Consider the following 21,374-nt stretch of genomic DNA (forward strand, 5'->3'; position numbering starts at 1 on the left):
ACAGATGCAGCAAGAATTGGAACACGGCGTTCCTGAATTGAAACCTGTTTCGACAAGCATTCTGCGCGAAGCGATACGTCGTGGGATGCAAGATCTGCGCCGTGCGCCCATGTACGGGCTTATTTTTGCAGGCTTTTACGTGGTGGCCGGGTGGGCCATGGCTTGGATCACGGCAAAGACGGGAACGACATACTGGCTGGTTCTGGCGGCCATAGGGTTTCCGCTCATCGGGCCTTTTGCGGCGGTGGGGTTGTACGAGGTGTCCCGCCGGCTGGAGGCGGGCGTGCCGCTCGACTGGGGCGGGGTGCTTGGCGTAATCGTGCATCAGGGGCGCCGACAGCTTCCGTCGATTTGCGCCATCATCATTTTCGTGTTTCTGTTCTGGTTCTTCGTGGGACACATGATTTTTGCACTGTTCCTGGGGCTGGCCACGATGACCAATGTGTCCTCGTCCTTTGAGGTCTTTCTGACGGCCAACGGCCTGACGATGCTGACTGTTGGCACCATCGTCGGCGCGTTGTTCGCCTTGTTGCTCTATATGATCACGGTTTTGTCGCTGCCGCTTTTGCTGGACAGGGAGCTGGATTTCGTGACCGCCATGATCACCAGCTTTCAATATGTACTGAGCCACCCTGTGGCGATGCTGGGATGGGCGATCATGATTGCGGTCCTGACCTTCGTGGCCATGGTGCCGTGGTTCCTGGGGCTTTTGATCGTTCTGCCCTTGCTGGGGCATGCATCCTGGCACCTCTACAGTCTGCTGGCGTATGACACGCAGGTCTGAGGGCGGACCGGTCCGTTACTCTTCCCGGCCCTGGGCGACCAGACGGGCGTGCAGGTCCCTGGCTTCCGGCGCGCCCAGTTCCAGCGCATAGACATAGGCATGCGTCAGGTAAAATCCCGCGGCGGCGGGGTCGCGTGCCTCTTCGGCGGCGCGGGTATAGAGGTGCACCAAAGCCCGCCTGTCATCCACGGCATGCGCGGCCAACAGGCAGGCGTTCAAATCACTCATTCGGCGGCCTGTGCGGCCGAGGCACGGGCGGCGCGATCGGTTTCGATCCGGGTGGCGACCCATTCATGAAACAGGTGCGTCGGGCCATCCATCGCGGGCGAAAACCGCCCACCGTCAAAGCCGGGTGATTTCCGGCCCCGCTGCATTCCCTCAACCACAAAGATGTCCTCTTCGAACACCTCGCGCCACTGATGGGTGTTGCGCACACGCAGGTCAGCATCGGTATCGGGCCGGGCATAATAGAGATGAACCCGCTCGACCGTTCGATCCGGGGCCTCGGGGATCAGCAGGATGGCGAAGGCGTGATCGCGGTGAACCCCCAGCAGAACATTCGGATAGAGGGCGATGTATTCTGCTGCTGTGTTCCACTTGTCGCTCAGACCCGGGAAGTCGGGAAAGACAGTGCCGTCCTTGTCTGACGTGATCTGGCGATAGACCAGCGTGCCCTGACCGGAAAACTGTTTGGGCTGTTCGATGTGATAGTGATCTTCCAGCCGGGAGTAGCTGTTCAGGCCGGGATGTACCCAGGGCAGGTGATAACTCTCGCAGTAGTTCTCGACCGCCAACTTCCAGTTACAATTCACCGTCAGATCAAAGGTACTGTCGGGCCCGCCGTGATACATATCGGAGTCAAACTCGGACCAGCGGGTGATGACATCCGACATTGCCTCTTCGAAGGCGGGTGCGGTTCCGGACAGGTTGACCCACACCACGTCGCGCCAGATGTGGCTGCGCACTTCGATCAGGCCCAGAGTGTTCCTGTCCACCTCTGCATGGGTGTTCTGACCCGGACCGCCCACATGCGGGGTGCTGACTAGCTTTCCCTGCGTGGAATAGCACCAGCTGTGATAGGGGCAGCGAATGGCGCCTTCGATCTTGCGCGGCGTTTCAACCAATATCATGCCGCGATGGCGACAGATGTTCTGGAAAACGCGCACGACCCCGTCCCGATCGCGCAGCAAGAGCAATGGCATCCCCAGAAAGGTCATCGGCACCGCATCGCCCGCTTCGGGCACGTCGGCCGCCACGGCCAGGCCCGCCCATTGATTGGCCAGCAATGCGCGGTTTTCTTCCTCGAATACCGCAGGGTCGATGTAATGTGCGTTCGGCAAGCCATGTGCCGAGGCAATGGGCCGGCAGACATCGGACAGATCGGTGGTGGCGCTCGACATGGCAAATCTCCCTGATTGACAGGCGCAACCTACCAGTGGCGGGGATCATCCATCCGTCTTTGCAGCGACGCGTTTTTTCTCACTGCGACATCGTCGGGCCTTTAGCGGAAACTTTTGGCCCGCATTCAGCGGAACGGGTCACCGATTTGCAGCAGTCGCTTGTGAAACGGCGGCAGGTCGTCTTCAGCATAGAAGCCCAGATTTCGCGCAGCATCAAAGACAACGGCCTTGTCCCGTCCCAGGTATTCATAGGACATCCGTGTGACGCGCGATCCGGAAGATGTTTCGCGCGTGGTCCGGGTGACATATCCGACCCAAAAGTTGTTTTCGAACGAAGCGACCCGGGCCAGGAAGTTGAAGGAACAGGTCATCGAGTTGCGCCGCGAGATGAACATCGCCACCCCATCTTCCTGGCGGGCGACATATCCGCGGAATTCGCGCGATTTGGAATCCAGCGGCAATCCCTGCTGGCGCATCGCCTCGCGCGATTCAAATCCGCGCACAAAAGTGATCTCGTTCTTGCGGAACACATAGACAAGGCCCACGACGAACTGGTTCGACTTCACAAAGCTGCGCCGGGCAAACCGGTAGAAGCCTGACGGAAAGTATTCTTCGGGAATGTCATTCACTCCGACGCCGACATAATCGGCCAGGAACGGACCGTTCAGGACCATGCCGTGTGTGTTCAGGGCATCGACCGGTTCCAGCAGAATCCGGGCATCGACATCGAAAAACGCACATATGCGGTCCAGAACGTCAGGGCGGGGAAAGCTTTCGCCAGACAAGTACCGGTTGAATTGGGTTCTGTTGATTCCGAGTTGCCGCGACAGTTCAGAGATGGAGGCGTATCTTTTCGACAGACGACGCAGGTTCGCGCCAAACATGTTGCGCAGTTCTGCGGGTGATCGGGTTTGCTTGGTCATATTCGTCCCAGAGCGAAGTGGGTTAGTGCCAGTCGGAATCTAAGGCCATTAGGCCTCAAACACCAATCATAGCTAGAAAAAAACGTGCACTGGTACTGTTTAGCGTCATATGTGGCGCCAATTAAGGTCAGCAAGCTATCTGTTCGGACACAAATTGCAAGAGCAAGACGCCCAATTAACCGTGTTTGGCGGACAAGTTTTGCCGCACAGTTACAGATAAAGCGGAAGTGGGACGGAAAATGTTTGGTGTAGTACTCTGGAGCGACACAGACGACCAAAAGGCGGTTTTCTGGTGTGAGGATCACGGCGACCTGGCGTTTTATCGGCAGTCGGATCACAGCGATATGGTCTCTCTGGATGCAGGCGACTGGGTTCAGTTCGACCTGACAATGGACCAGAATCAGAGATTTGCACACAACCCAAGGTTGGTCGCGGAAGGCCTTTATTCCGATCTCGCGGACAAGCTCAGCACCGCTGCCATGGCCCCCGAGGCGCCGAAAGCCTCGGTGTCACAAGTGGCCAAGCCCAAAAACAGGGGGTCGGCCGACATCATTCCGTTCTCGGCCCTTCAGGCCAAGCGTGCCGATCACGCGCCGCGCCAGTCAGTACTGAGCCGCGCGTGATTTGACTAAATCAGTCGCCGCGCAGCAGAGCGGCGACTCCGGTTCTTGCAATTTCAGCCAGTCCCAGAGGGCGCATCAGATCGGCAAACGCGTCGATTTTGTCCGGCGCGCCGGTGATCTCGAACACAAAGCTGTTCAGAGTGCTGTCGACCACGTTGGCGCGAAAAATATCGGCCAGGCGCATGGCCTCAACACGTTTGTCGCCTTCGCCAACGACCTTCAACATGGCCAGTTCACGTTCCACCGAGGGTCCCTCGACTGTCAGATCATGCACTTCGTGCACTGGAACGATGCGCCCCAGCTGCGCCTTGATCTGTTCAATCACCTGCGGCGTCCCCGTGGTGACGATGGTGATGCGGCTCAGATGGCCGGTGTGGTCCACTTCGGCGACCGTCAGGCTTTCGATGTTGTATCCACGGCCCGAGAACAAGCCGATGACACGGGCCAGAACGCCGGGTTCGTTTTCGACCAGAACCGCGAGGGTGTGGCGTTCATCCACGTCGGAAAACGTCGGACGTAGATTGTAGGCGGAATGCTTGCTTGCGCCTTTTTTCAGGTGGAGGGCTGACATGATGTCCCTTTCGTCTTTCTTGCCGCCAACGGCCCTGTTCCGACCGGGCGGGCGTGTTCAAATACCGATCCGTTAAACCAGAACCGACCCTTTGGCGTCGATCACGCCCTGCGTGTCCGCTTCGCCCAGGAGCATTTCATTATGGGCCTTGCCTGATGGGATCATCGGGAAACAGTTTTCATGCTTTTCGACCAGACAGTCGAAGACGACGGGGCCGTCGTGATTGAGCATTTCCATGATCGCATCGTCCAGATCGGCAGGATCCTTGCAGATGATCCCCTTGGCGCCAAAGGCTTCGGCGAGTTTCACAAAGTCGGGCAGGGCCTCGGACCAGGAATGCGAATAGCGTTCGCCGTGCAGCAATTCCTGCCACTGGCGCACCATGCCCAGACGTTCGTTGTTCAGGATGAACTGTTTCACCGGCAGGCGGTACTGGGCGGCTGTGCCCAGTTCCTGCATGTTCATCAGCCAGCTGGCTTCGCCCGCAACGTTGATGACCAGCGCGTCCGGATGCGCGATCTGCACGCCGATCGACGCCGGAAATCCATAGCCCATCGTGCCAAGCCCGCCGGAGGTCATCCACTGGTTCGGCGCTTCGAACCCAAGGAACTGCGCGGCCCACATCTGGTGCTGGCCCACTTCGGTACAGATGAACCGATCCTTGCGGTCCTTGGTCAGCGCCTCAAGCCGTTCCAGCGCGTATTGCGGTTTGATGGCCTTTTTGGACGGCGCGTAGGTCAGGCATTTGACCTTGCGCCACTCGTCGATCTGGGCATTCCATTTGGCCACCGCGTCGGCATTGGTCTTGCGACCGCGGGCTTTCCAGACCTTCAGGATGTCTTCGAGAACATGGGCCACGTCGCCGACGATCGGGATATCCGTCTTGATGACCTTGTTGATCGACGACGGGTCGATATCGACGTGAACCTTGGTCGATTTCGGGCTGAAGGCATCGATGCGGCCGGTGATCCGGTCGTCGAACCGTGCGCCGATATTGATCAGCAGATCGCAATCGTGCATCGCAAGGTTCGCCTCGTAGAGTCCGTGCATTCCCAGCATGCCCAGCCAGTTCTTGCCCGACGCAGGGTAAGAGCCGAGGCCCATCAGCGTCGAGGTGATCGGGAAACCCGTCGCATCGACCAGTTCGCGCAGCAACTGGCTGGCCGCGGGGCCAGAGTTGATGACGCCGCCGCCTGTGTAGAACACGGGCTTCTTGGCCTTTTCGATGGCGGCAACCAGTTCGGTGATCTCTTCCATGTCGCCCTTGACCCGCGGCTGGTAATGCGAGGTCGACGGTTTGGGCGGCGTATAGGTGCCGCTGGCAAACTGAACGTCCTTCGGAATGTCGATCAGAACCGGGCCGGGCCGGCCGGCGGTCGCAACGTGAAACGCCTCGTGGATGACCGACGCCAGCTTGTCCGTCTCCTTCACCAGCCAGTTATGCTTGGTGCAGGGGCGGGTGATGCCAACGGTGTCGGCCTCCTGAAACGCGTCCGAGCCGATCATGAAGGTCGGCACCTGGCCGGTCAGAACGACCAGCGGAATACTGTCCATCAGCGCGTCGGTCAGGCCGGTAACGGCATTCGTGGCACCGGGACCGGATGTCACCAGCACAACACCGGGCTTGCCGGTTGACCGGGCATAGCCTTCGGCCGCATGCACGGCGCCCTGTTCGTGACGCACCAGGATGTGGCGGATGTCGTTTTGCTGGAATACCTCGTCATAGATCGGCAGGACGGCGCCGCCGGGGTATCCAAATACCGTGTCCACGCCCTGATCTTTCAGCGCTTGAACCACCATTTTTGCTCCGGTCATTTGACGTGTCATCTGCTTTGCTCCATTGCCGACATCGCTTGTCATTTGCACATAAAAAAGCCCCCGAATTTTTCGGAGGCGCATGGGTCTTGATATGGAATACCGTTACCGGCCCATGCGCTTTCTTCCTACCACTACGACTAGGGTGTTCATTACCCAAGGCTCCTTCATGTATGCGCGGACCTTAGGAGGGGTGGGCGGGGGCGTCAACAGGCAATCGAATGAAAAAAGTAACCACAATGACGCAGTTTGGGTCATTTTCTTACGTTTCGCGGATGCCCGTTGAAATATTCTCTTGATTTGATGGGGTGGCTGCCGAACGGTATGCGGCCGCGGGTCGGACAGATGGTCGCTGCAAATTGACCATCGCGGGCGGGGCAGGAGATCTGCGCGTGATCGAATCGTGGTTGGCTTTCCAAGGCTTACCCGCAATGCGGGAAACAATTCGTCGCAACTGCCGGCATTGCCGTCAGGGCGGTTCCGTTTTCTTAAGGTCAGGCGGATAAATTCCGTGTTCTGGCGAACTTGGGCGCGCATTTTGGTGCGAATGGGGTCTTCACAACCATAGAACAATCGCTAGGGTAGCGGCACTCTAACGATCTGCCCGGCCGAAGAGCGCGGGCAATCCAATAAATCAACGGGAGGAGTTACTCTATGGATCGTCGTTCGTTTCTGAAAACCACGGCTATGGGCGGAACCGCGGCTGCCGCGACCACTCTGGCAGCACCGGCTTATGCTCAGGGTAAGCGCACTTTGACCATGGTTACGGCCTGGGGCCGTGGTCTGGCAGGCGTTTTCGATGCCGCGCAGCACGTTGCCGACTCGATCACTGCCATGTCCGATGGCAACCTGACGGTCGACATCAAGGCCGCCGGTGAACTTGTGGGCGCGTTCGAAGTTTTCGACGCTGTCACCGCGGGTCAGGCTGATATGTATCACGCCGCCGACTACTATTTCACCGGTCAGCATCCGGGCTATCAGTATTTCACCGCTGCTCCGTTCGGCATGACCGCTCAGGAATTGGCGAACTGGTACTACCAGGGCGAAGGCCACGGGCTGCATGACGAACTGGGCCAGATTTTTGGCATCAAGCCGTTCCTCGCAGGTAACACCGGCGCGCAGGCGGGTGGTTGGTTCCGCAAGGAAATCAACGGCCCCGAAGATTTCAACGGTCTGAAGTTCCGCATGCCCGGCATGGGTGGTCAGGCCTTGGGTAAACTGGGCGCATCGGTTCAGAACCTGCCGGGGTCCGAAGTGTACCAGGCCCTGGCATCGGGCGCGATTGATGGCACCGAGTGGATCGGTCCGTGGGCCGACGAAAAGGCCGGTTTCCAGGAAATCACCAAGTTCTACTATACCGCTGGCTTCCACGAGCCGGGCGCAGCCCTGACGCTGGCCACGAACCGCGATGTGTTCGACAGCCTGTCGCCGGCGCACCAGAAGATCATCGAAGTTGCCGCAGGCGAATCACACCAGTGGAACCTGGCGCAGTTCCTGAACAACAACGGTGCCGCTCTGCAGCGTCTGCAGGCCGGTGGTGTGAAGGTTCTGGAATTCCCGGATTCGGTCTGGGATGCCTTCGGCAAGGCCGCGGCAGAGACCCTCGACGGCTATATGGACGACGAACTGTTCGCGAAAATCCGCGGCAGCGTCGAAGCATCGATGAAGTCTTCGTCGGGCTGGCTGACCAAGTCGGAAGGTGCCTACCGCGCACAACGCGACCGTATCCTGGGCTGATCGCCCTTTCGAAACGGAATGATTTCACAGGCTCGCCAATTGGCGGGCCTGTGTTTACAATAAGAAACGAACAATATTTCGGACCGGGGGGTGGAAAGACATGCTGGACGCAATTGTCTGGGTCTTGAGCAATATCGCGGCGGCGTTCGCCAACTTTGCCTATGCCGTGACGCATCCGTCATCGTGGCTGGACTGGTCCGACAAGCAGGCGATCATGCGCTTTGTCTATTATGGCGGTTCGGTCGAATTCTTTTTCGTGGTCTTCACGGCCTTTCTGATCCTGACAGGTTTTGTCATCTGGAACCGCCGGTTCGGATGGGCAACCGTCCGCGTCATGGAGGGGTTCGCAAACACGGTGGGGCGTTTCTTTGCCTGGGCCGGGTTGCTGATGGTCATTCAGCAAATCATCATCGTGTTCCTGCAGCGCATCTTTGCCCGTCCCGACATCGTGTTCGGCCTGGGTATCCCAATTCAGTTCGACGTCAGCTGGTATGGCGAACAGCTCAAACTCTATAACGCGATCATCATCTGTCTGTGTGTGTCCTACACATTCGTGCAGGGCGGGCATGTCCGCGTCGACCTGATCTATTCCGCGGTCAGTTTCCGCGCCAAACGGGTAATAGACATGATCGGTTCGGCCCTGTTCATGCTGCCGGTCGCCATCATCATCTGGATGTATGGCTGGTTCTTCCTGTGGCGCCATCTGATCGTGCCGAAACCATCGGCCAGCGACACGCTGGAACGCCTGCTGGCCAAGTCGCGCGCCCTGCGCTGGAACGTGGAAACCTATGGGTTCAGCCCGAACGGGTTCAATGCCTATTTCCTGTTCAAGATCCTGCTGTGCGCCTTTGCGGCAATGGTCTTCATCCATGCATTTGCCTTCTTCTACCGGTCCTATCTGGAGTGGCGCGAAGGCCCCGAAAGCGAAAACAAATACCTCGACAAGGATACGCTTGGCGAAGGTGAAGAAGCCTATGAAGGCACTCATTAAAACATTAAGGACTGCTTCTCATGCTCTTCGGTCTTGATGGCGTAGAAATCGGCTTGATCATTCTGGTGTTCTGCCTGTTCGGCGGAATCCTGTCAGGTTTCCCCGTCGCGTTCGCCCTGGCTGGCGCCGGTGTCATTTCCTTCGGGATCATCGCCTCGCTCGACAGCGCGGGCCTGTTGATCCACCAGGCCATCGACAGTTCGTCGCAGGCCTATGCCGATCTGGTGAATTCCGGTGTCAAACCCGACGCCATATCGAAATTCCGATACCCGGATTTGCCACGGATCGCCGAACCGGTGTTCCCCGGCGGTTGGGAACTGGCGCTGGACCGCAATGTCTCGTTCGTCGTCAACCGGATGAACGAACGGGTTCTGGCGGGGCAATCCATCGAAACCCTGCTTGCTGTTCTTATGTTCGTCCTGATGGGCATCACGCTGGAACGCTCGAAGATCGCCAACGATCTGCTGACCACCATGGCGCGTGTCTTTGGCCCGCTGCCCGGCGGTCTGGCGGTTTCGATCGTGGTCGTCGGGGCCTTTCTGGCCGCATCGACCGGCATCGTGGGCGCGACGGTTGTGACCATGGGCCTGCTGGCGCTGCCGACCATGCTGCGCAATAATTATTCGCCCGAACTGGCCACCGGTGTCATCGCGGCCAGCGGCACGCTGGGGCAGATCATTCCGCCCTCGATCGTGATCGTTCTGCTGGGCACTCTGGCCGGCGACCTGTATTCGGCCGCTCAGGAAAACCGGGCCAATGCGGCCGGGTGTTCGGACGCGCTGACGTTCCTGGGTGAACCTGCGGTTGTATCCGTCGGCACGTTGTTCCAGGCGGCCCTGCTGCCCGGTATCCTGCTCGCGTTGCTCTATGCGCTTTACGCCTTCGGCTATGCGTTGCTGAACCCCGAGAAAGCCCCGGCTGTCGAACTGGGCAGCACCGCGGATGAGCCGATCACCCGGGGGGAAGGTCTCACGTGGTTCCTGGCGCTGCCGATTGCGCTGATTGGTGGTGCGATCCTTCTGGGGTCGATCAACGTGATTGGATCGCAGAACGTCGTGGTGTCGTCCTTCTCGGACGCGGGTGAGGGCGCGGCCCTGCGCACGAACGTGTCCGCGGAATGCCAGGCCTCGATGATCGAACTGCACGGGCAGGAGAAGTGGGATGCCGCCGTTGCGCAGCAGGCCGAAATCGACGCTGCCGGCGGTGTGTCGCAAAGCGAAAAGCTGACCGAAGAGCAGCTTGTCGAGGCGACGAAAGCCAAGATCGCCGCCGCTGCCCCCATCGGCAGCGGCATCGCCACGCTGATTGTTCTGGCCGGTCTGGTCCTGATCATGGGGCGCGGTATTTCACCGTCGAGTGACCCCAAACCGCTGATCCTGGGGGCTGTCGGTCTGATCCTGGTGGCCCTTGTGGATGTGGCGCTGATTGCGGCGGACAGCTCACCTGGGGTGACCTCCCTGCTGGTGATCCTGCCAACCATTCTGGCGCTTTATGGGTGTCGTGAGGCGGCCATACGGCTGGCGCGCAATGAACTGATCCGCGTGGTGTTCCCGCCGCTGGTCCTGATCGTGGCGGTCCTGGGTTCTATCCTTGGCGGCATCACCAATCCGACGCCCGCTGCGGCGCTGGGGGCGGGCGGGGCCATCATGCTGGCGGCCTATCGCAAACTGCTTGACGAAGGGCGCTCGGGGAAGGTGATCCTGATGTCCACCTTTGCCATCGTCATTTGTATCCTTGTCGGGGTGAATTTTGACCTTAGGGTCAATCAGGACAACGTGACCGTCGAAAACTGGATCGCGTTCCTGGTGGCCTATGGCGCGTATCTCTATGCGTTGTTTGGTCTGTTCTTTGCCTGCTGGATCCTGTTCAAGACGCATGTTCTGTCGCCGGTCGTGCGCGAAACGGCCAAGGTCACATCGCTTGTGTTCACCATTCTGATCGGCTCGCAGCTGCTGAACCTGGTGGTCATTTCCTTCGGGGGCGAACACTACATTCAGCAGTTCCTCAAGAGTTACGACAACGAATTCACGGTCTTTCTGATCGTGATGCTGGTTCTCTTCCTGCTGGGATTTGTCTTGGACTTTCTCGAAATCATCTACATCGTGATCCCGATCGTGGGGCCGGTCATTTATGGCGGGTCGTTCGATCCCAAATGGGTGACGATCATGGTGGCGGTGAACCTGCAGACCAGCTTTTTGACGCCACCATTCGGCTTTGCGCTGTTCTATCTGCGCGGCGTTGCGCCGAAAGAGGTGACAACCGGCCATATCTATCGTGGGGTTTTCCCCTTCGTGCTGATTCAGGTTGTCGGCCTGGGTATCCTCTGGTTCTTCCCGGGGATCGTGACAATCGTGCCGGACCTGATCCCGAACTGATCGGGCAGGGTCATCGCACAAAAATTGGGGGCCCTTGGGCCCCCTTTTTTCATCTGTATCTGAACCGCGATCAGAGCCGGGTCGGGCGCTGGTCCGGCAAGTGGATGTTGGCGACCTGTTCGGCAATCGGATCGGTCGACAACGGGTGCAGTTCGGCCTTGTGCACCTCGGGGTCGGTCACTTTTTTCCATTCGCCGCCAAGATAAATCTCAAGCCCCGAAAACTTGGCCTTGTACCCCATCTTCTGACTGCCCGGCACCCAATAGCCGAGATAGACATAGGGCATTCCGGTTTCGCGGGCGATTTCGATGTGATCCAGGATCATATGCGTGCCCAGGCTGGCCTTGGGGCGGTCTGGCGCATAGAACGAATAGACCATGCTCAGCCCGTCTTCGAGAACGTCGGTCAGGCTGACACCGACCAGTTCGTCACTGTCATCGTCCTGATATTCGATCACGCGGCTGCGGATCGGAGTTTCCTCGATCATGGCCGCAAATTCGAACACGTCCATATCGGCCATGCCGCCATCCGCGTGGCGCGCGTCAAGATATTTTCGGAACAGGTCGTACTGGTCCTCGGTGGCCCAGGGCGAGGTCGCCTTGCGCCGCAGGTGCCGGTTGCGCCGCCAGATGCGTTTCTGGCTGCGCGACGGTTCAAACCGGGAGACGTCGATCCGGGCCGACAGGCACGCCGAACACTCGGCACAGGAGGGGCGATAAAGCACGTTTTGTGATCGCCGGAACCCCTGCCGCGACAGGGAATTGTTCAGCTTGTCTGCCTTGTCGCCTTGCAGGGCCGTGAACAGTTTCCGCTCCATCCGCCCCTCAAGATAGGGGCAGGGCTGCGGGGCCGTCACATAGAACTGGGGCGCAATGGGCAGAGTGTGGCGCATGTCGATATCATCATACTGTTTTATGGATGATAACAACCGATAAACACGCAGCCAAGTGTCGATCTGATTGTCAGAACGCGGCGCGACGGTTCACCGCAACAGTCCCCAGAAACAGGTCGCTCAACCCCTGTCCACGTTCGTTGGTCAGCATCAGAACGACCGAGATGACCTGCAGAATGGGAAAGGCAAAGCTGACGGTAATTCCAAAGGTGTGCGCGACGGCAAGCCCAAGGTCAAACCGCGATCCGTCGGCGGCGCGAAATTCGATTCCGGCAAAGCGCATGCCAAGGGTGGCCGAACTGTTGGCCAGCGTCACGACCCGGTAGGCAAAGCCAAACACGAAGAACGCAATCGGCCAGATCAAAAGTCCGACAAAGGCCGTCATCAACACGAAGGCGATGCACATGGCGACAATGACAACCGTGTCCACAATCCATGCGATCAAACGCTTGGTGGGCACCGCGTCATAAAACTGCGGTTGGCGGATCGGATCGGGAAGGGGGGACATGTCGTCGGGACCTCTTAAAAAAATGGGGCGATCCCCGCGCATTACGCGGGGATACATGCCGGTTCAGGCCGCTTCGTTGTTGTCTTGCGCGGCTTTCTTGGCACGTTCTTCGATAAACTGATCGAATTCGGCCTTATCCTTGGCTTCGCGCAGGCGTTCAAGAAACGTTTCGAAATTTTCCTGCTCTTCTTCAAGGCGGCGCAGCGTGTCGGCCTTATAGGCGTCAAAGGCGCTGTTGCCGGTTGTCGAATTGACAGAGAAGTGACGGTTCCGGCGCGCGTGGTGGCCGCAAGAGTTTTTGAACATGCGTTTGCTCCAGATCATATAGAACAGAAGGGCCAGACCGATAGGCCAGAAAAAGACGAAGCCGAGGACCATTGCGGCGATCCATGCCCCTTTGCCTTTGCTGTCCAACCAGGCCTCGCCCTTGGAAAACCAGCCCATCTGAGATGTGGCAGGGGCTGTTTCGGTGAACGTGGTCATTGTCAGGTATCTCCAGATCAAGGTGTGTCGGTTGATGTGAATGCTCTTCACATTGAAATAGATCGGGATGCGGAGCCGACTTTGCAAGGCATAATGTGAATGTTTTTTACATTATCTTTTTTATGAGGTGAAATCAGCTGGTTGAGCCATGGATATTTGCAGCAGATTTTGCGGGCTGGCCGAAAAGACATGGTGCGGCGTCCCTGCTGCAGCCCAGATTTTGGCAAATTCCGACAATCGCGGGTCCCAAAAGGCGCGGATCGGGGTCAGATGTCCCACCGGCGACACGCCCCCGATGGCAAACCCGGTCTGGGCGCGCACAAGTGCGGCATCGGCCTTGCCCAAGGCTTCGCCGGCGACCTCTTGTGCCTTGGTTTCATCAACCCGGTTGCCGCCCGCCGTCAGAAACAGGATTGCGGCGGCGCTTGTTCGGCCCCGGAAAATGATCGACTTGGCGATCTGATCCACCTCGCACCCAATGGCTGTCGCGGCATCGAGCGCGGTGCGCGCCAGTGCCGTTTCCCGGATTTCGGTTTCAATCCCGGCGGCCTCAAGGGCGGCGCGGACACGTTTCAGGCTTTTGCTCATGGACGCAGGTTTGCTTGCCTCGCGCATGAAATTCAAGTGCCGGGACCGATTGACCATTGCCGCGCCGCGCCGCAGTCTGCGCTTATGTCGAGCATGATCAAAATCTCCAGACTTCCCCGGCCGTTTGCCCCTGAACTGGGGGCCGAGGCCGCCTCGCGATTTGCGGGCCTTGACGATGACACCGCGCAATTGATTGCCGGGGCCGGGGGCAGCAGTCCGTACCTCAAGGGGTTGATCGACACCCATTCCGAATGGATTGGCCTGGCGCTGGACGATCCCGAGACGGTTCTGAAGGATCTTCTGGCCGAATTGCCAGGCCTCGCCCCCGACCAACTGCGCCCGGAATTGCGCAAGGCCAAAGGGCGGGTCGCGTTGCTGACCGCACTGATGGACCTGGCCGGGGCATGGCCCCTGGAACGGGTCACTGGCATTCTGACCGATTTTGCGGCCCTTGCCTGCGATCTGGCGCTGAAATCTGAAATTGCCACGCTGATCCGGCGCGGCAAACTGCCGGGGCAGACCGAGGACGATATCGAAACGGCAGCCGGGCTCAGCGTGCTTGCCATGGGCAAAATGGGCGCGCACGAATTGAACTATTCCTCGGACATCGACCTGATCTGCCTGTTTGATGAAACCCGCTATGACCCTGACGATTTCTTTGAAGTGCGTCAGGCCATGGTCCGCGCGACCCGCAACATGAGCGCGATCCTGAATGACAGAACTGCCGACGGGTATGTGTTCCGCACCGATTTGCGGCTGCGCCCCGATCCGTCCGTGACGCCCGTCTGCCTGGCGATGGAGGCGGCAGAGCGGTATTACGAAAGCCTCGGACGCACATGGGAGCGCGCGGCCTATATCAAGGCGCGCGCCTGCGCGGGCGACATTGCGGCCGGTGAGAAGTTCCTGAAAACCCTGCGCCCCTTCGTGTGGCGGCGGCATCTTGATTTCGCGGCCATTCAGGACGCCCATGACATGCGGCTGCGTATTCGCGAATCCAAGGGGTTGGGCGGCCCGCTGACCCTGCCGGGGCACGACATGAAGCTGGGGCGCGGCGGTATTCGCGAGATCGAATTCTTTACCCAGACCCGGCAGTTGATCGCCGGGGGCCGGGACGAGACCCTGCGCGTGCGTGGCACAGTCGAAGGGCTGAAGGCGCTGGCCAGCCAGGGCTGGGTGCCTGACGATGTCACCGACAAGCTGATCGCGCATTACCGGGCCCATCGCGAGGTCGAGCACCGCATCCAGATGGTGCATGACGCGCAAACCCACAAGTTGCCGAACAGCGATGACGAATTCGAACGGATCGCCTGCCTGATGGGGACCGACAGTGCCGGGTTGAAAGAGTCCTTGCTGCACCGGCTGGGCGAAGTGCACGAACTGACCGAAGGCTTTTTTGCACCCGGTGCCCCGACACCGCCCGAGGCGCCGGAAACCTACGATTTTGACAGCACCATTATGTCACGTTGGCCGACCTATCCGGCATTCCGCTCACAACGGGCGCGTGAGATTTTCAAACGGCTCAGACCCGATCTGCTGGCCCGCTTGGCCCGCACTGCCAAACCCGAGGAATCGTTGGTGGCGCTCGATGGGTTCCTGGCGGGGCTGCCGGCCGGGGTTCAGTTGTTTTCGCTGTTCGAAGCCAATCCGCATCTCATTGATCTGCTTGTGGATATCGTCGGAACCTCGCCGGCGCTGGCCAGCCATCTGTCGGCCAATTCGTCGGTGTTCGACGCTGTGATCGGGGGCGATTTTTTCGCGGACTGGCCCGGTCTGGACCCGCTGATTGCCGAATTGACCGCGGTTCTGGATGCCGAAACTGACTACGAGTCGCGCCTGATTGCTGCGCGTCGCTGGAACAAGGAATGGCATTTTCGCATCGGCGTGCACCATCTGCGCGGGCTGAGCGATGGGGCGGCCTCGGGGCGGCGCTATGCCGATCTGGCCGAAGCGGTCGTTTGCGCGCTGACGCCGGTTGTGATTTCAAACTTCGCGCGCAAGCATGGTCCGCCGCCCGGTCGCGGCGCCGCGGTTCTTGGCATGGGCTCACTGGGGGCGCAGCGGTTGAACGCCTTGTCCGATCTGGACTTGATCGTCATCTATGATCCGGCGGATGCCGAACAGTCCGATGGGCCAAGACCCCTGGCGACCCGCAGTTACTATGCCCGGCTCACGCAGGCCCTGATCACCGCGCTGACCGTACAAATGGCGCACGGACGTCTTTACGAGGTTGATATGCGTCTGCGCCCCTCCGGCAATCAGGGGCCGGTGGCGACAAGCTGGGCCAGTTTCCGGGACTACCAGACCGGCAGTGCCTGGACCTGGGAACATCTGGCGCTGACACGCGCGCGGGTGATCGCAAGCGATGATCCGGAGTTGGCCGGGGAAATCGAGGATTTCCGCCAGTCAGTGATGACCGGTGAACAGGACCGGGCCAAAGTGTTGGGCGACGTGGCCGACATGCGCGCCCGGATTGCCGATGCCAAATCGCCCGCCGGTGTTCTGGACACCAAGATCGGGGCAGGGCGGATGCAGGACATCGAACTGATCGCTCAGGCGGGTACGTTGCTGGCCGGGCTTGCCTTGCGCGACGTGGCCACGGGGTTGCAGGGCGGTGTGACCTCCGGGTGGCTGAGCCAGGAAGACGCCAGTGCCCTGCAGGAATGCCACGAGGTATTCTGGTCCGTCTTCGTCGCCGGGCGACTGTTGTCGGGCAAAACTCTGGACGCAGAACAGATCGGTGAGGGGGGCGTCGATTTCCTGTGCCGATCCAGCGGGTTTGAAAGCATCCAGACTCTGCAATCAGACCTTGAGAGGCGCTATGATGATGCCGCGCGCCGGATCGAAGCCATCCTGAACAGGGAACGCGACTAATGGAGGGCAAACATCCGTCCGATCCAAAGGGGCTGGTTCGCGAGGCCTATCGGATCGAAGGCATCACAGCGGGCGAATGCCGCAGCATCTTTCTGGACTGGGCGCTGAGCCTGCCGGAAGACGCGGACACATCCAGCGCCCTGAAAGAGCTGATCGAACGATATGGCGCCGCCGCGCCAGCCCATCCCATGACGAAAATCCTGACAGAGGGTCTGGCCAAGATTTCGGCGCCGCGCCGACGGGGCGGCTGGCGGACCAGATCACGCAACTGAACTGTTCCCTTCGCACCCTGTACATCGTATAAAAGTGCAAGTCTGGTCCAAATGTCGCCTAACTTCGCTCATAGGGATAGGCGGATGTTATACGAGTGGGTGGCGCAAGCCATCTAAGGAGATAGACAATGACACGCAAATCAGCCCTCGCGCTGCTGGTACTGGGGCTGGGGATGGCCGCATGTAGCCCGGCCGGGATGACAACCCGGGACGACCAATTCGTGCCGGTCGCCGTAAAATCGTCAGAGGTGATCGGTCTGATCACCAACAAGACGATTGCCGACAAACCTACAGTTTTCACAGCTCTTTCCGAAAAAGGCGTCCAAGTTGAACCCGGCAAGTCACCCGTGACGGTGACCGCCGTAAATGTCGTGGTTCCGCGGTCCCTGGTCGTGTCCGAGGCAAACAGCTTTCTTCCCGTCGGCGACATTGTGTGGCGCGAAGATATCTATGGTGACCGGTATGAACAGGTCGGCGGCATTATGCGGAACGCGATGGACAAGGGCGTTGCTGAGCTGGACGGGCCGGTTGAGGTCACTCTGGACATTCAGGTCGTGAAGTTTCACGCCTTGACGGAAAAAGCCCGCTATGCAACCGGTGGCGTTCACGCGGTCAGCTTTCTGATGGCCGTCAAGGACGCACAGACCGGTGAATTGGTCATTCCGGTGCACAATGTGCGCGCCGATCTGGAGGCCTACGGCGGGCAGGAGGCCCTGATGGCCGTATCCATGGGACAGACACAGAGGGTTCGGATCACCGACCACCTTGCCGATGTCATCCGAGAGGAACTGACCGCCCCGGAAGGACATGAAAACCCGGACCTGGGCGTTATTCAGGCCATGAACCGCATGTGAGCCTTTCGCGGCCCGAACAATCTGGATAAGAGGGCGCTATGACAGCGCCCTCTTCTTCGTTGAACCGGCCGCATGTGCGGCTGAAACCCAAATCGAACCCGCGACCGTTTCGTCACGGGTTCCCCTGGATATATGCCTCGGACCTGGTGACCGACCGGCGCACCAAGGCGCTGGCGCCCGGCGCTTTGGCCGTGCTTGAGGACGCGAACCGCGCGCCGCTTGGTCTTGTTGCCGTCAATCCTGATTCAAAAATCATCTGCCGTCGTCTGGATCAAGACCCTGAGGCGCTTGTCGATCAGAGCTGGTTTGCGGCCCGTCTGACGCGCGCTCTCGAGATGCGCGAACGGCTCTATGACACACCGTTTTACAGGTTGGTCCACGCCGAGGCGGATGGCCTTCCGGGGGTCGTGATCGACCGCTTTGGCGATACTTGCGTCGTTCAGCCAAATGCCGCATGGGCCGAGGCGCATCTGGACCCGCTGACCAGCGCCCTGGTCGAGGTGACCGGCGTCACGACGGTGCTTAAGAACGCCAGTGGCCGGACACGCGCGCTCGAAGGGTTGGACGACGTCTCATCGGTTCTGCGCGGGGATGCGCCCGCAGGGCCCGTTCCCGTTGACATGAATGGTGCCACCTACATGGCCGACCTGACGGGGGGACAGAAAACGGGACTGTTTTTTGACCAGCGCCCGAACCATGCCTTTGCGGCGCGGCTTTCCGGCACCGGGACGCGGGTTCTGGATGTCTTTTCGCATGTGGGCGGGTTTGCCCTTGCCGCCCTTGCAAGCGGGGCGCAAACAGCCCTGTCGGTCGATGGCTCGGCCGCTGCGCTGGACCTGGCGGAACAGGGGGCCACCGCGAGTGGCGTCGCGGACCGGTTCCAGACGCGCAAGGGCGATGCGTTCGAGGTTCTGGCGGCCCTGTCCGAGGAAGGGGCGCAATTTGATCTGGTGATCTGTGATCCGCCGGCCTTTGCCCCCTCCAAACAGGCGCTGGAGCCTGGGTTGCGGGCCTATGAGCGTATCGCGCGGCTTGCCGCACAACTGGTCACGCCGGGCGGTTATCTGGTGCTGTGTTCCTGCTCACACGCGGCAGATCTGGCGCGGTTCCGCGATGCTTCGGCGCGCGGGATCGGGCGGGCGGGGCGACAGGCCCAGTTGATCCACACGGGGTTTGCTGGTCCGGATCATCCGCAACTGCCGCAACTGGCGGAATCAGGCTATCTGAAATCGGTGTTCTTCCGGCTGTGAAAATCGTCATTGATACCTGCGTCCTCTATCCGACTGTGATGCGCGAGGTCGTTCTTGGGGTTGCACGCACCGGGTTGTTCACGCCGCTTTGGTCGGCTCGCATCCTGGGAGAGTGGGAGCGCGCCGCGCAAAAGCTGGGACCCGAAGGGGTGTTGCAGGCGCAGGGCGAAATCGCTCTGGTCCGGGCGGCCTGGCCGCAGGCCGAACTGCATCCGGCACCGGGTGTCGAGGCGCGTCTCTGGCTGCCTGACCCGGCCGATATTCATGTTCTGGCGGTCGCGGTGTCCGGATCTGCTGATGCCATCATGACCTTGAATGCCAAGGATTTTCCCCGGCAAACCCTTGCCGAAGAAGGGCTGGAGCGCATTGATCCCGACAGTTTTCTTCACGGACTTTGGCAGCAGCATCCCGATGTGATCACCGAGGCTGCGCAATCCGTTTTGGAGCAGGCCAACCTCCTGTCAGATCAGACGTGGGAGATGCGCCCCCTGTTGAAAAAGGCGCGTCTGCCCCGGTTGGCCAAGGCGCTGGCTTAAACGCCCCAGTCGGCCTCGAGCTTTTCAAGCGCGGCGATGCGTTCTTCGGTTTTTGGGTGGCTCATCAGCCATGCGGGAGCCATGCCCGCGCGCTGCTGGGTCAGGTCTTCGAGCTTTTGAAACAGCGTCTTTTGCGGCGCAATTCCAATGCCTGCCTTGGTCAGCAGCGCGGCGGCATAGGCGTCAGCCTCGTATTCGTCGGACCGTGACAGGCGCGCGGCCAGCATGGTGGTCAGCATGTTCGCGATCCAGACGCCGACGATGGGGATGAACCGGCCCAGCAGCATGATCAGCGCCGTGCGCAGGGCGTTCTGGCCGGAAAAGTCGATCATCCGACGGCGGGAATGGCCCAGGGCAACGTGACCCAATTCATGGGCAATGACCGAAGCCATTTCTTCCCCCGACACCTCGCCGTTCTGGAATTTTCTGTAAAATCCGCGCGTTATGAAGATACGTCCATCCGGAGCGGCAAGGCCGTTCACGGGGTCGATTTCATAAATGTAAACCGGGATGCGCGGGATTTCGAGGCTGGCGGCCAGCCGCGAGGTCAGGTCCTTGAGCCGCGGATCGGCAAGCTCGGTCGAGCGGGCATCCAACTCGCGATGGGTGCGCCAGACCGAGAACCGGTACATTGCCAGTGCATAGAGAATGGCCAGAATGATGGGGGTAAACCTGAGCATGATCTGGATATGGTCCTTTGCTACCCCTTGGGCAAGTCCGGTTTGCCACGGTGGGTCAAGTATCCCACGTGACAGGCAGTGTCAGGGGCCCGCGAAAGGCCCAGCCCGCGAACGGGACATCCCCGGAAACCTTGAGGTTTGTCAAATGCTTGAAGGCCAAAGGTAAAGCAACATCGGCTATCATGCAGCGCGCCGCCGCCGCGCCGGCGCAGAAATGCGGCCCGGCGCCGAAACTGATGGCCGGTTGCACGTCGCGCGTGATGTCAAAGGTGTCCGGCTGGTCGAAATGGGCCTCGTCCCGGCAGGCGGACCCGTACATGAAGAACACCCTGTCCTCGGGGGAAAAGGTAATGCCGTCGATAGTGTCCTGACGGGCCACGCGACGGGGGGACATGCCAATGGGGCTGATCCAGCGGGCGTATTCCGAGAACGCATCGCCAAAGGTTTTTTCGCCCGCGGAGATCATCGCCAATTGGGCCGGATGGGTCAGAAGGGCCCAGAGTGTCCCGGTGATCGCGTCGCGCGGTTCGTTTTGCCCGCCGGAAATGATCAATTTGATATTCGCGCGGATGCTGTCCATCGGCAGGTCTGCGGCGCGTTGTACCGCCAGCGCCGAGCGTTCGGGAGGGGCGTCCAGCATGCGGTCGATGTGGGCGTCGATAAAGGCGGTGGCATCGTTGCAGCGCGCCTGGATGTCGGGATTGCCGGCGTAATTGGCACAGCCGTCGATCATGGCCTGGCTGACCCGGTCCATGTCGGGCGTCGGCATCTCGGCCAATCCGGTGATCGCCTTGAGCGCCTCGGCCGAAACGGGCATCGCATAGTCTGTGACCAGATCACAGACCCCGCGCGGGGCAAGGGTTTCGAGAATGCTCAGCGCCGCTGTTTCGAATTTCTGCCGCCAGTGCGTTTGCACGGTGCGGGGGCTGAGCGCGGGGAACAGGATCTTGCGTTCGCGGATATGCGCCTCGCCATCCTTGCGCATCATGTTTTCGCCCATGAGGCGGGTCATCAGGCCATCAGGCTGAACCGAGGAAAAAACATCGATGCGCTTTTCATGCACGTGGATGTCATCGCGCCGGGTGAACAGCGTGGCATCAAGTTCGGGCACATAGGTGATGGGCGTCTTGGCCCGCATCCGGGTCAGGGCGGGATAGGGATCCTGGGCAAAGGAGGCCAGGTCGATGGAGGTCACGGGCGCATTGGACATGCGATCACGTT

21 protein-coding genes are annotated in these 21,374 nt (G+C 60.0%); 10 read left to right on the plus strand and 11 right to left on the minus strand.

Annotation, left to right across the window (positions count from 1 at the left end):
* Positions 1–4: 4 nt before the first annotated feature.
* On the plus strand, positions 5–784 hold the full coding sequence (locus ACXYMO_RS00305; RefSeq protein WP_458876646.1) for a DUF2189 domain-containing protein: 780 nt from the start codon (positions 5–7) through the stop codon (positions 782–784).
* Between the two features lie 15 nt (positions 785–799).
* Here the strand turns inward: ACXYMO_RS00305 and ACXYMO_RS00310 are convergent, their stop codons facing one another.
* From ACXYMO_RS00310 to ACXYMO_RS00320, 3 genes are all read right to left on the minus strand, one after another.
* The gene (locus ACXYMO_RS00310) at positions 800–1,012 is read right to left on the minus strand and encodes a hypothetical protein (protein WP_458876647.1); all 213 of its coding nucleotides are present in this window, start codon (positions 1,010–1,012) and stop codon (positions 800–802) included.
* A complete protein-coding gene (locus ACXYMO_RS00315; protein WP_458876648.1) occupies positions 1,009–2,184 on the minus strand; it encodes an aromatic ring-hydroxylating oxygenase subunit alpha in 1,176 nt (391 codons plus the stop codon). Before ACXYMO_RS00315 ends, ACXYMO_RS00310 begins: the two co-directional genes overlap by 4 nt.
* 125 nt (positions 2,185–2,309) lie before the next feature.
* Positions 2,310–3,107 carry a helix-turn-helix domain-containing protein gene (locus ACXYMO_RS00320; RefSeq protein WP_458876649.1) on the minus strand — a complete coding sequence of 266 codons (798 nt, stop codon included), beginning with the start codon at positions 3,105–3,107 and terminating at the stop codon, positions 2,310–2,312.
* 239 nt (positions 3,108–3,346) lie between these two features.
* On the opposite strand from ACXYMO_RS00320, the gene ACXYMO_RS00325 reads away from it, so the two are divergent.
* Positions 3,347–3,730, plus strand: a complete 384-nt coding sequence (locus ACXYMO_RS00325; protein ID WP_458876650.1) for a hypothetical protein — start codon at positions 3,347–3,349, stop codon at positions 3,728–3,730.
* Between the two features lie 10 nt (positions 3,731–3,740).
* Here ACXYMO_RS00325 and ilvN read toward each other — a convergent pair whose 3' ends face one another.
* Positions 3,741–4,301: an acetolactate synthase small subunit gene (gene ilvN / locus ACXYMO_RS00330; RefSeq protein WP_458876651.1), complete on the minus strand. Its 561-nt coding sequence runs from the start codon at positions 4,299–4,301 to the stop codon at positions 3,741–3,743.
* A 72-nt stretch (positions 4,302–4,373) separates the two neighbouring features.
* A complete protein-coding gene (locus ACXYMO_RS00335) occupies positions 4,374–6,128 on the minus strand; it encodes an acetolactate synthase 3 large subunit (RefSeq protein ID WP_458876652.1) in 1,755 nt (584 codons plus the stop codon).
* 642 nt (positions 6,129–6,770) lie between these two features.
* Here ACXYMO_RS00335 and ACXYMO_RS00340 point away from each other — a divergent pair.
* The 3 genes from ACXYMO_RS00340 to ACXYMO_RS00350 all read left to right on the plus strand — a co-directional run bounded on the left by ACXYMO_RS00340 (position 6,771) and on the right by ACXYMO_RS00350 (position 11,219).
* Positions 6,771–7,853, plus strand: a complete 1,083-nt coding sequence (locus tag ACXYMO_RS00340; protein WP_458876653.1) for a TRAP transporter substrate-binding protein — start codon at positions 6,771–6,773, stop codon at positions 7,851–7,853.
* A 100-nt stretch (positions 7,854–7,953) separates the two neighbouring features.
* Complete coding sequence (locus ACXYMO_RS00345; RefSeq protein WP_458876655.1) at positions 7,954–8,844, plus strand: TRAP transporter small permease subunit; 891 nt, start codon at positions 7,954–7,956, stop codon at positions 8,842–8,844.
* Positions 8,845–8,864: 20 nt separating this feature from the next.
* Positions 8,865–11,219: a TRAP transporter large permease subunit gene (locus ACXYMO_RS00350; protein WP_458876656.1), complete on the plus strand. Its 2,355-nt coding sequence runs from the start codon at positions 8,865–8,867 to the stop codon at positions 11,217–11,219.
* A 70-nt stretch (positions 11,220–11,289) separates the two neighbouring features.
* On the opposite strand, the gene ACXYMO_RS00355 is transcribed toward ACXYMO_RS00350, so the two are convergent.
* From ACXYMO_RS00355 to ACXYMO_RS00370, 4 genes are all read right to left on the minus strand, one after another.
* Positions 11,290–12,111, minus strand: a complete 822-nt coding sequence (locus ACXYMO_RS00355) for an arginyltransferase (RefSeq protein ID WP_458876657.1) — start codon at positions 12,109–12,111, stop codon at positions 11,290–11,292.
* Positions 12,112–12,181: 70 nt separating this feature from the next.
* Positions 12,182–12,619 (minus strand): RDD family protein, encoded by a 438-nt coding sequence (locus ACXYMO_RS00360; RefSeq protein ID WP_458876658.1) that lies wholly within the window; start codon positions 12,617–12,619, stop codon positions 12,182–12,184.
* Positions 12,620–12,682: 63 nt separating this feature from the next.
* Complete coding sequence (locus ACXYMO_RS00365; RefSeq protein WP_458877861.1) at positions 12,683–13,102, minus strand: DUF2852 domain-containing protein; 420 nt, start codon at positions 13,100–13,102, stop codon at positions 12,683–12,685.
* A gap of 120 nt (positions 13,103–13,222) precedes the next feature.
* Positions 13,223–13,690 carry a YbaK/EbsC family protein gene (locus ACXYMO_RS00370; protein WP_458876659.1) on the minus strand — a complete coding sequence of 156 codons (468 nt, stop codon included), beginning with the start codon at positions 13,688–13,690 and terminating at the stop codon, positions 13,223–13,225.
* Positions 13,691–13,774: 84 nt separating this feature from the next.
* On the opposite strand from ACXYMO_RS00370, the gene ACXYMO_RS00375 reads away from it, so the two are divergent.
* The 5 genes from ACXYMO_RS00375 to ACXYMO_RS00395 all read left to right on the plus strand — a co-directional run bounded on the left by ACXYMO_RS00375 (position 13,775) and on the right by ACXYMO_RS00395 (position 19,473).
* Positions 13,775–16,561, plus strand: a complete 2,787-nt coding sequence (locus ACXYMO_RS00375) for a [protein-PII] uridylyltransferase family protein (protein ID WP_458876660.1) — start codon at positions 13,775–13,777, stop codon at positions 16,559–16,561.
* Positions 16,561–16,833, plus strand: a complete 273-nt coding sequence (locus tag ACXYMO_RS00380) for a hypothetical protein (protein WP_458876661.1) — start codon at positions 16,561–16,563, stop codon at positions 16,831–16,833. The genes ACXYMO_RS00375 and ACXYMO_RS00380 overlap by 1 nt, the downstream gene beginning before the upstream one ends.
* 128 nt (positions 16,834–16,961) lie before the next feature.
* Positions 16,962–17,687: a DUF6778 family protein gene (locus ACXYMO_RS00385; RefSeq protein ID WP_458876662.1), complete on the plus strand. Its 726-nt coding sequence runs from the start codon at positions 16,962–16,964 to the stop codon at positions 17,685–17,687.
* 38 nt (positions 17,688–17,725) lie between these two features.
* Positions 17,726–18,937, plus strand: a complete 1,212-nt coding sequence (locus ACXYMO_RS00390) for an RSP_2647 family RNA methyltransferase (protein ID WP_458876663.1) — start codon at positions 17,726–17,728, stop codon at positions 18,935–18,937.
* Complete coding sequence (locus ACXYMO_RS00395) at positions 18,934–19,473, plus strand: RSP_2648 family PIN domain-containing protein (protein WP_458876664.1); 540 nt, start codon at positions 18,934–18,936, stop codon at positions 19,471–19,473. Before ACXYMO_RS00390 ends, ACXYMO_RS00395 begins: the two co-directional genes overlap by 4 nt.
* Here ACXYMO_RS00395 and ACXYMO_RS00400 read toward each other — a convergent pair.
* Positions 19,470–20,153, minus strand: a complete 684-nt coding sequence (locus ACXYMO_RS00400; RefSeq protein ID WP_458876665.1) for a M48 family metalloprotease — start codon at positions 20,151–20,153, stop codon at positions 19,470–19,472. The genes ACXYMO_RS00395 and ACXYMO_RS00400 overlap by 4 nt on opposite strands.
* 55 nt (positions 20,154–20,208) lie before the next feature.
* Entirely contained in the window at positions 20,209–21,363 is a 1,155-nt protein-coding gene (locus ACXYMO_RS00405) for a cytochrome P450 (RefSeq protein WP_458876666.1), read from the minus strand.
* Between the last annotated feature and the right edge of the window lie 11 nt (positions 21,364–21,374).

Source organism: Arenibacterium sp. CAU 1754, assembly GCF_054482635.1.

What these genes read in the sequence shown, in the direction of transcription:
- ACXYMO_RS00305 (WP_458876646.1), top strand. Translation starts at nt 5, where the DNA reads ATGCAGCAAGAATTGGAACACGGCGTTCCTGAATTGAAACCTGTTTCG.
- ACXYMO_RS00310 (WP_458876647.1), bottom strand. Translation starts at nt 1,012, where the DNA reads ATGAGTGATTTGAACGCCTGCCTGTTGGCCGCGCATGCCGTGGATGAC.
- ACXYMO_RS00315 (WP_458876648.1), bottom strand. Translation starts at nt 2,184, where the DNA reads ATGTCGAGCGCCACCACCGATCTGTCCGATGTCTGCCGGCCCATTGCC.
- ACXYMO_RS00320 (WP_458876649.1), bottom strand. Translation starts at nt 3,107, where the DNA reads ATGACCAAGCAAACCCGATCACCCGCAGAACTGCGCAACATGTTTGGC.
- ACXYMO_RS00325 (WP_458876650.1), top strand. Translation starts at nt 3,347, where the DNA reads ATGTTTGGTGTAGTACTCTGGAGCGACACAGACGACCAAAAGGCGGTT.
- ilvN (WP_458876651.1), bottom strand. Translation starts at nt 4,301, where the DNA reads ATGTCAGCCCTCCACCTGAAAAAAGGCGCAAGCAAGCATTCCGCCTAC.
- ACXYMO_RS00335 (WP_458876652.1), bottom strand. Translation starts at nt 6,128, where the DNA reads ATGACACGTCAAATGACCGGAGCAAAAATGGTGGTTCAAGCGCTGAAA.
- ACXYMO_RS00340 (WP_458876653.1), top strand. Translation starts at nt 6,771, where the DNA reads ATGGATCGTCGTTCGTTTCTGAAAACCACGGCTATGGGCGGAACCGCG.
- ACXYMO_RS00345 (WP_458876655.1), top strand. Translation starts at nt 7,954, where the DNA reads ATGCTGGACGCAATTGTCTGGGTCTTGAGCAATATCGCGGCGGCGTTC.
- ACXYMO_RS00350 (WP_458876656.1), top strand. Translation starts at nt 8,865, where the DNA reads ATGCTCTTCGGTCTTGATGGCGTAGAAATCGGCTTGATCATTCTGGTG.
- ACXYMO_RS00355 (WP_458876657.1), bottom strand. Translation starts at nt 12,111, where the DNA reads ATGCGCCACACTCTGCCCATTGCGCCCCAGTTCTATGTGACGGCCCCG.
- ACXYMO_RS00360 (WP_458876658.1), bottom strand. Translation starts at nt 12,619, where the DNA reads ATGTCCCCCCTTCCCGATCCGATCCGCCAACCGCAGTTTTATGACGCG.
- ACXYMO_RS00365 (WP_458877861.1), bottom strand. Translation starts at nt 13,102, where the DNA reads ATGACCACGTTCACCGAAACAGCCCCTGCCACATCTCAGATGGGCTGG.
- ACXYMO_RS00370 (WP_458876659.1), bottom strand. Translation starts at nt 13,690, where the DNA reads ATGAGCAAAAGCCTGAAACGTGTCCGCGCCGCCCTTGAGGCCGCCGGG.
- ACXYMO_RS00375 (WP_458876660.1), top strand. Translation starts at nt 13,775, where the DNA reads ATGTCGAGCATGATCAAAATCTCCAGACTTCCCCGGCCGTTTGCCCCT.
- ACXYMO_RS00380 (WP_458876661.1), top strand. Translation starts at nt 16,561, where the DNA reads ATGGAGGGCAAACATCCGTCCGATCCAAAGGGGCTGGTTCGCGAGGCC.
- ACXYMO_RS00385 (WP_458876662.1), top strand. Translation starts at nt 16,962, where the DNA reads ATGACACGCAAATCAGCCCTCGCGCTGCTGGTACTGGGGCTGGGGATG.
- ACXYMO_RS00390 (WP_458876663.1), top strand. Translation starts at nt 17,726, where the DNA reads ATGACAGCGCCCTCTTCTTCGTTGAACCGGCCGCATGTGCGGCTGAAA.
- ACXYMO_RS00400 (WP_458876665.1), bottom strand. Translation starts at nt 20,153, where the DNA reads ATGCTCAGGTTTACCCCCATCATTCTGGCCATTCTCTATGCACTGGCA.
- ACXYMO_RS00405 (WP_458876666.1), bottom strand. Translation starts at nt 21,363, where the DNA reads ATGTCCAATGCGCCCGTGACCTCCATCGACCTGGCCTCCTTTGCCCAG.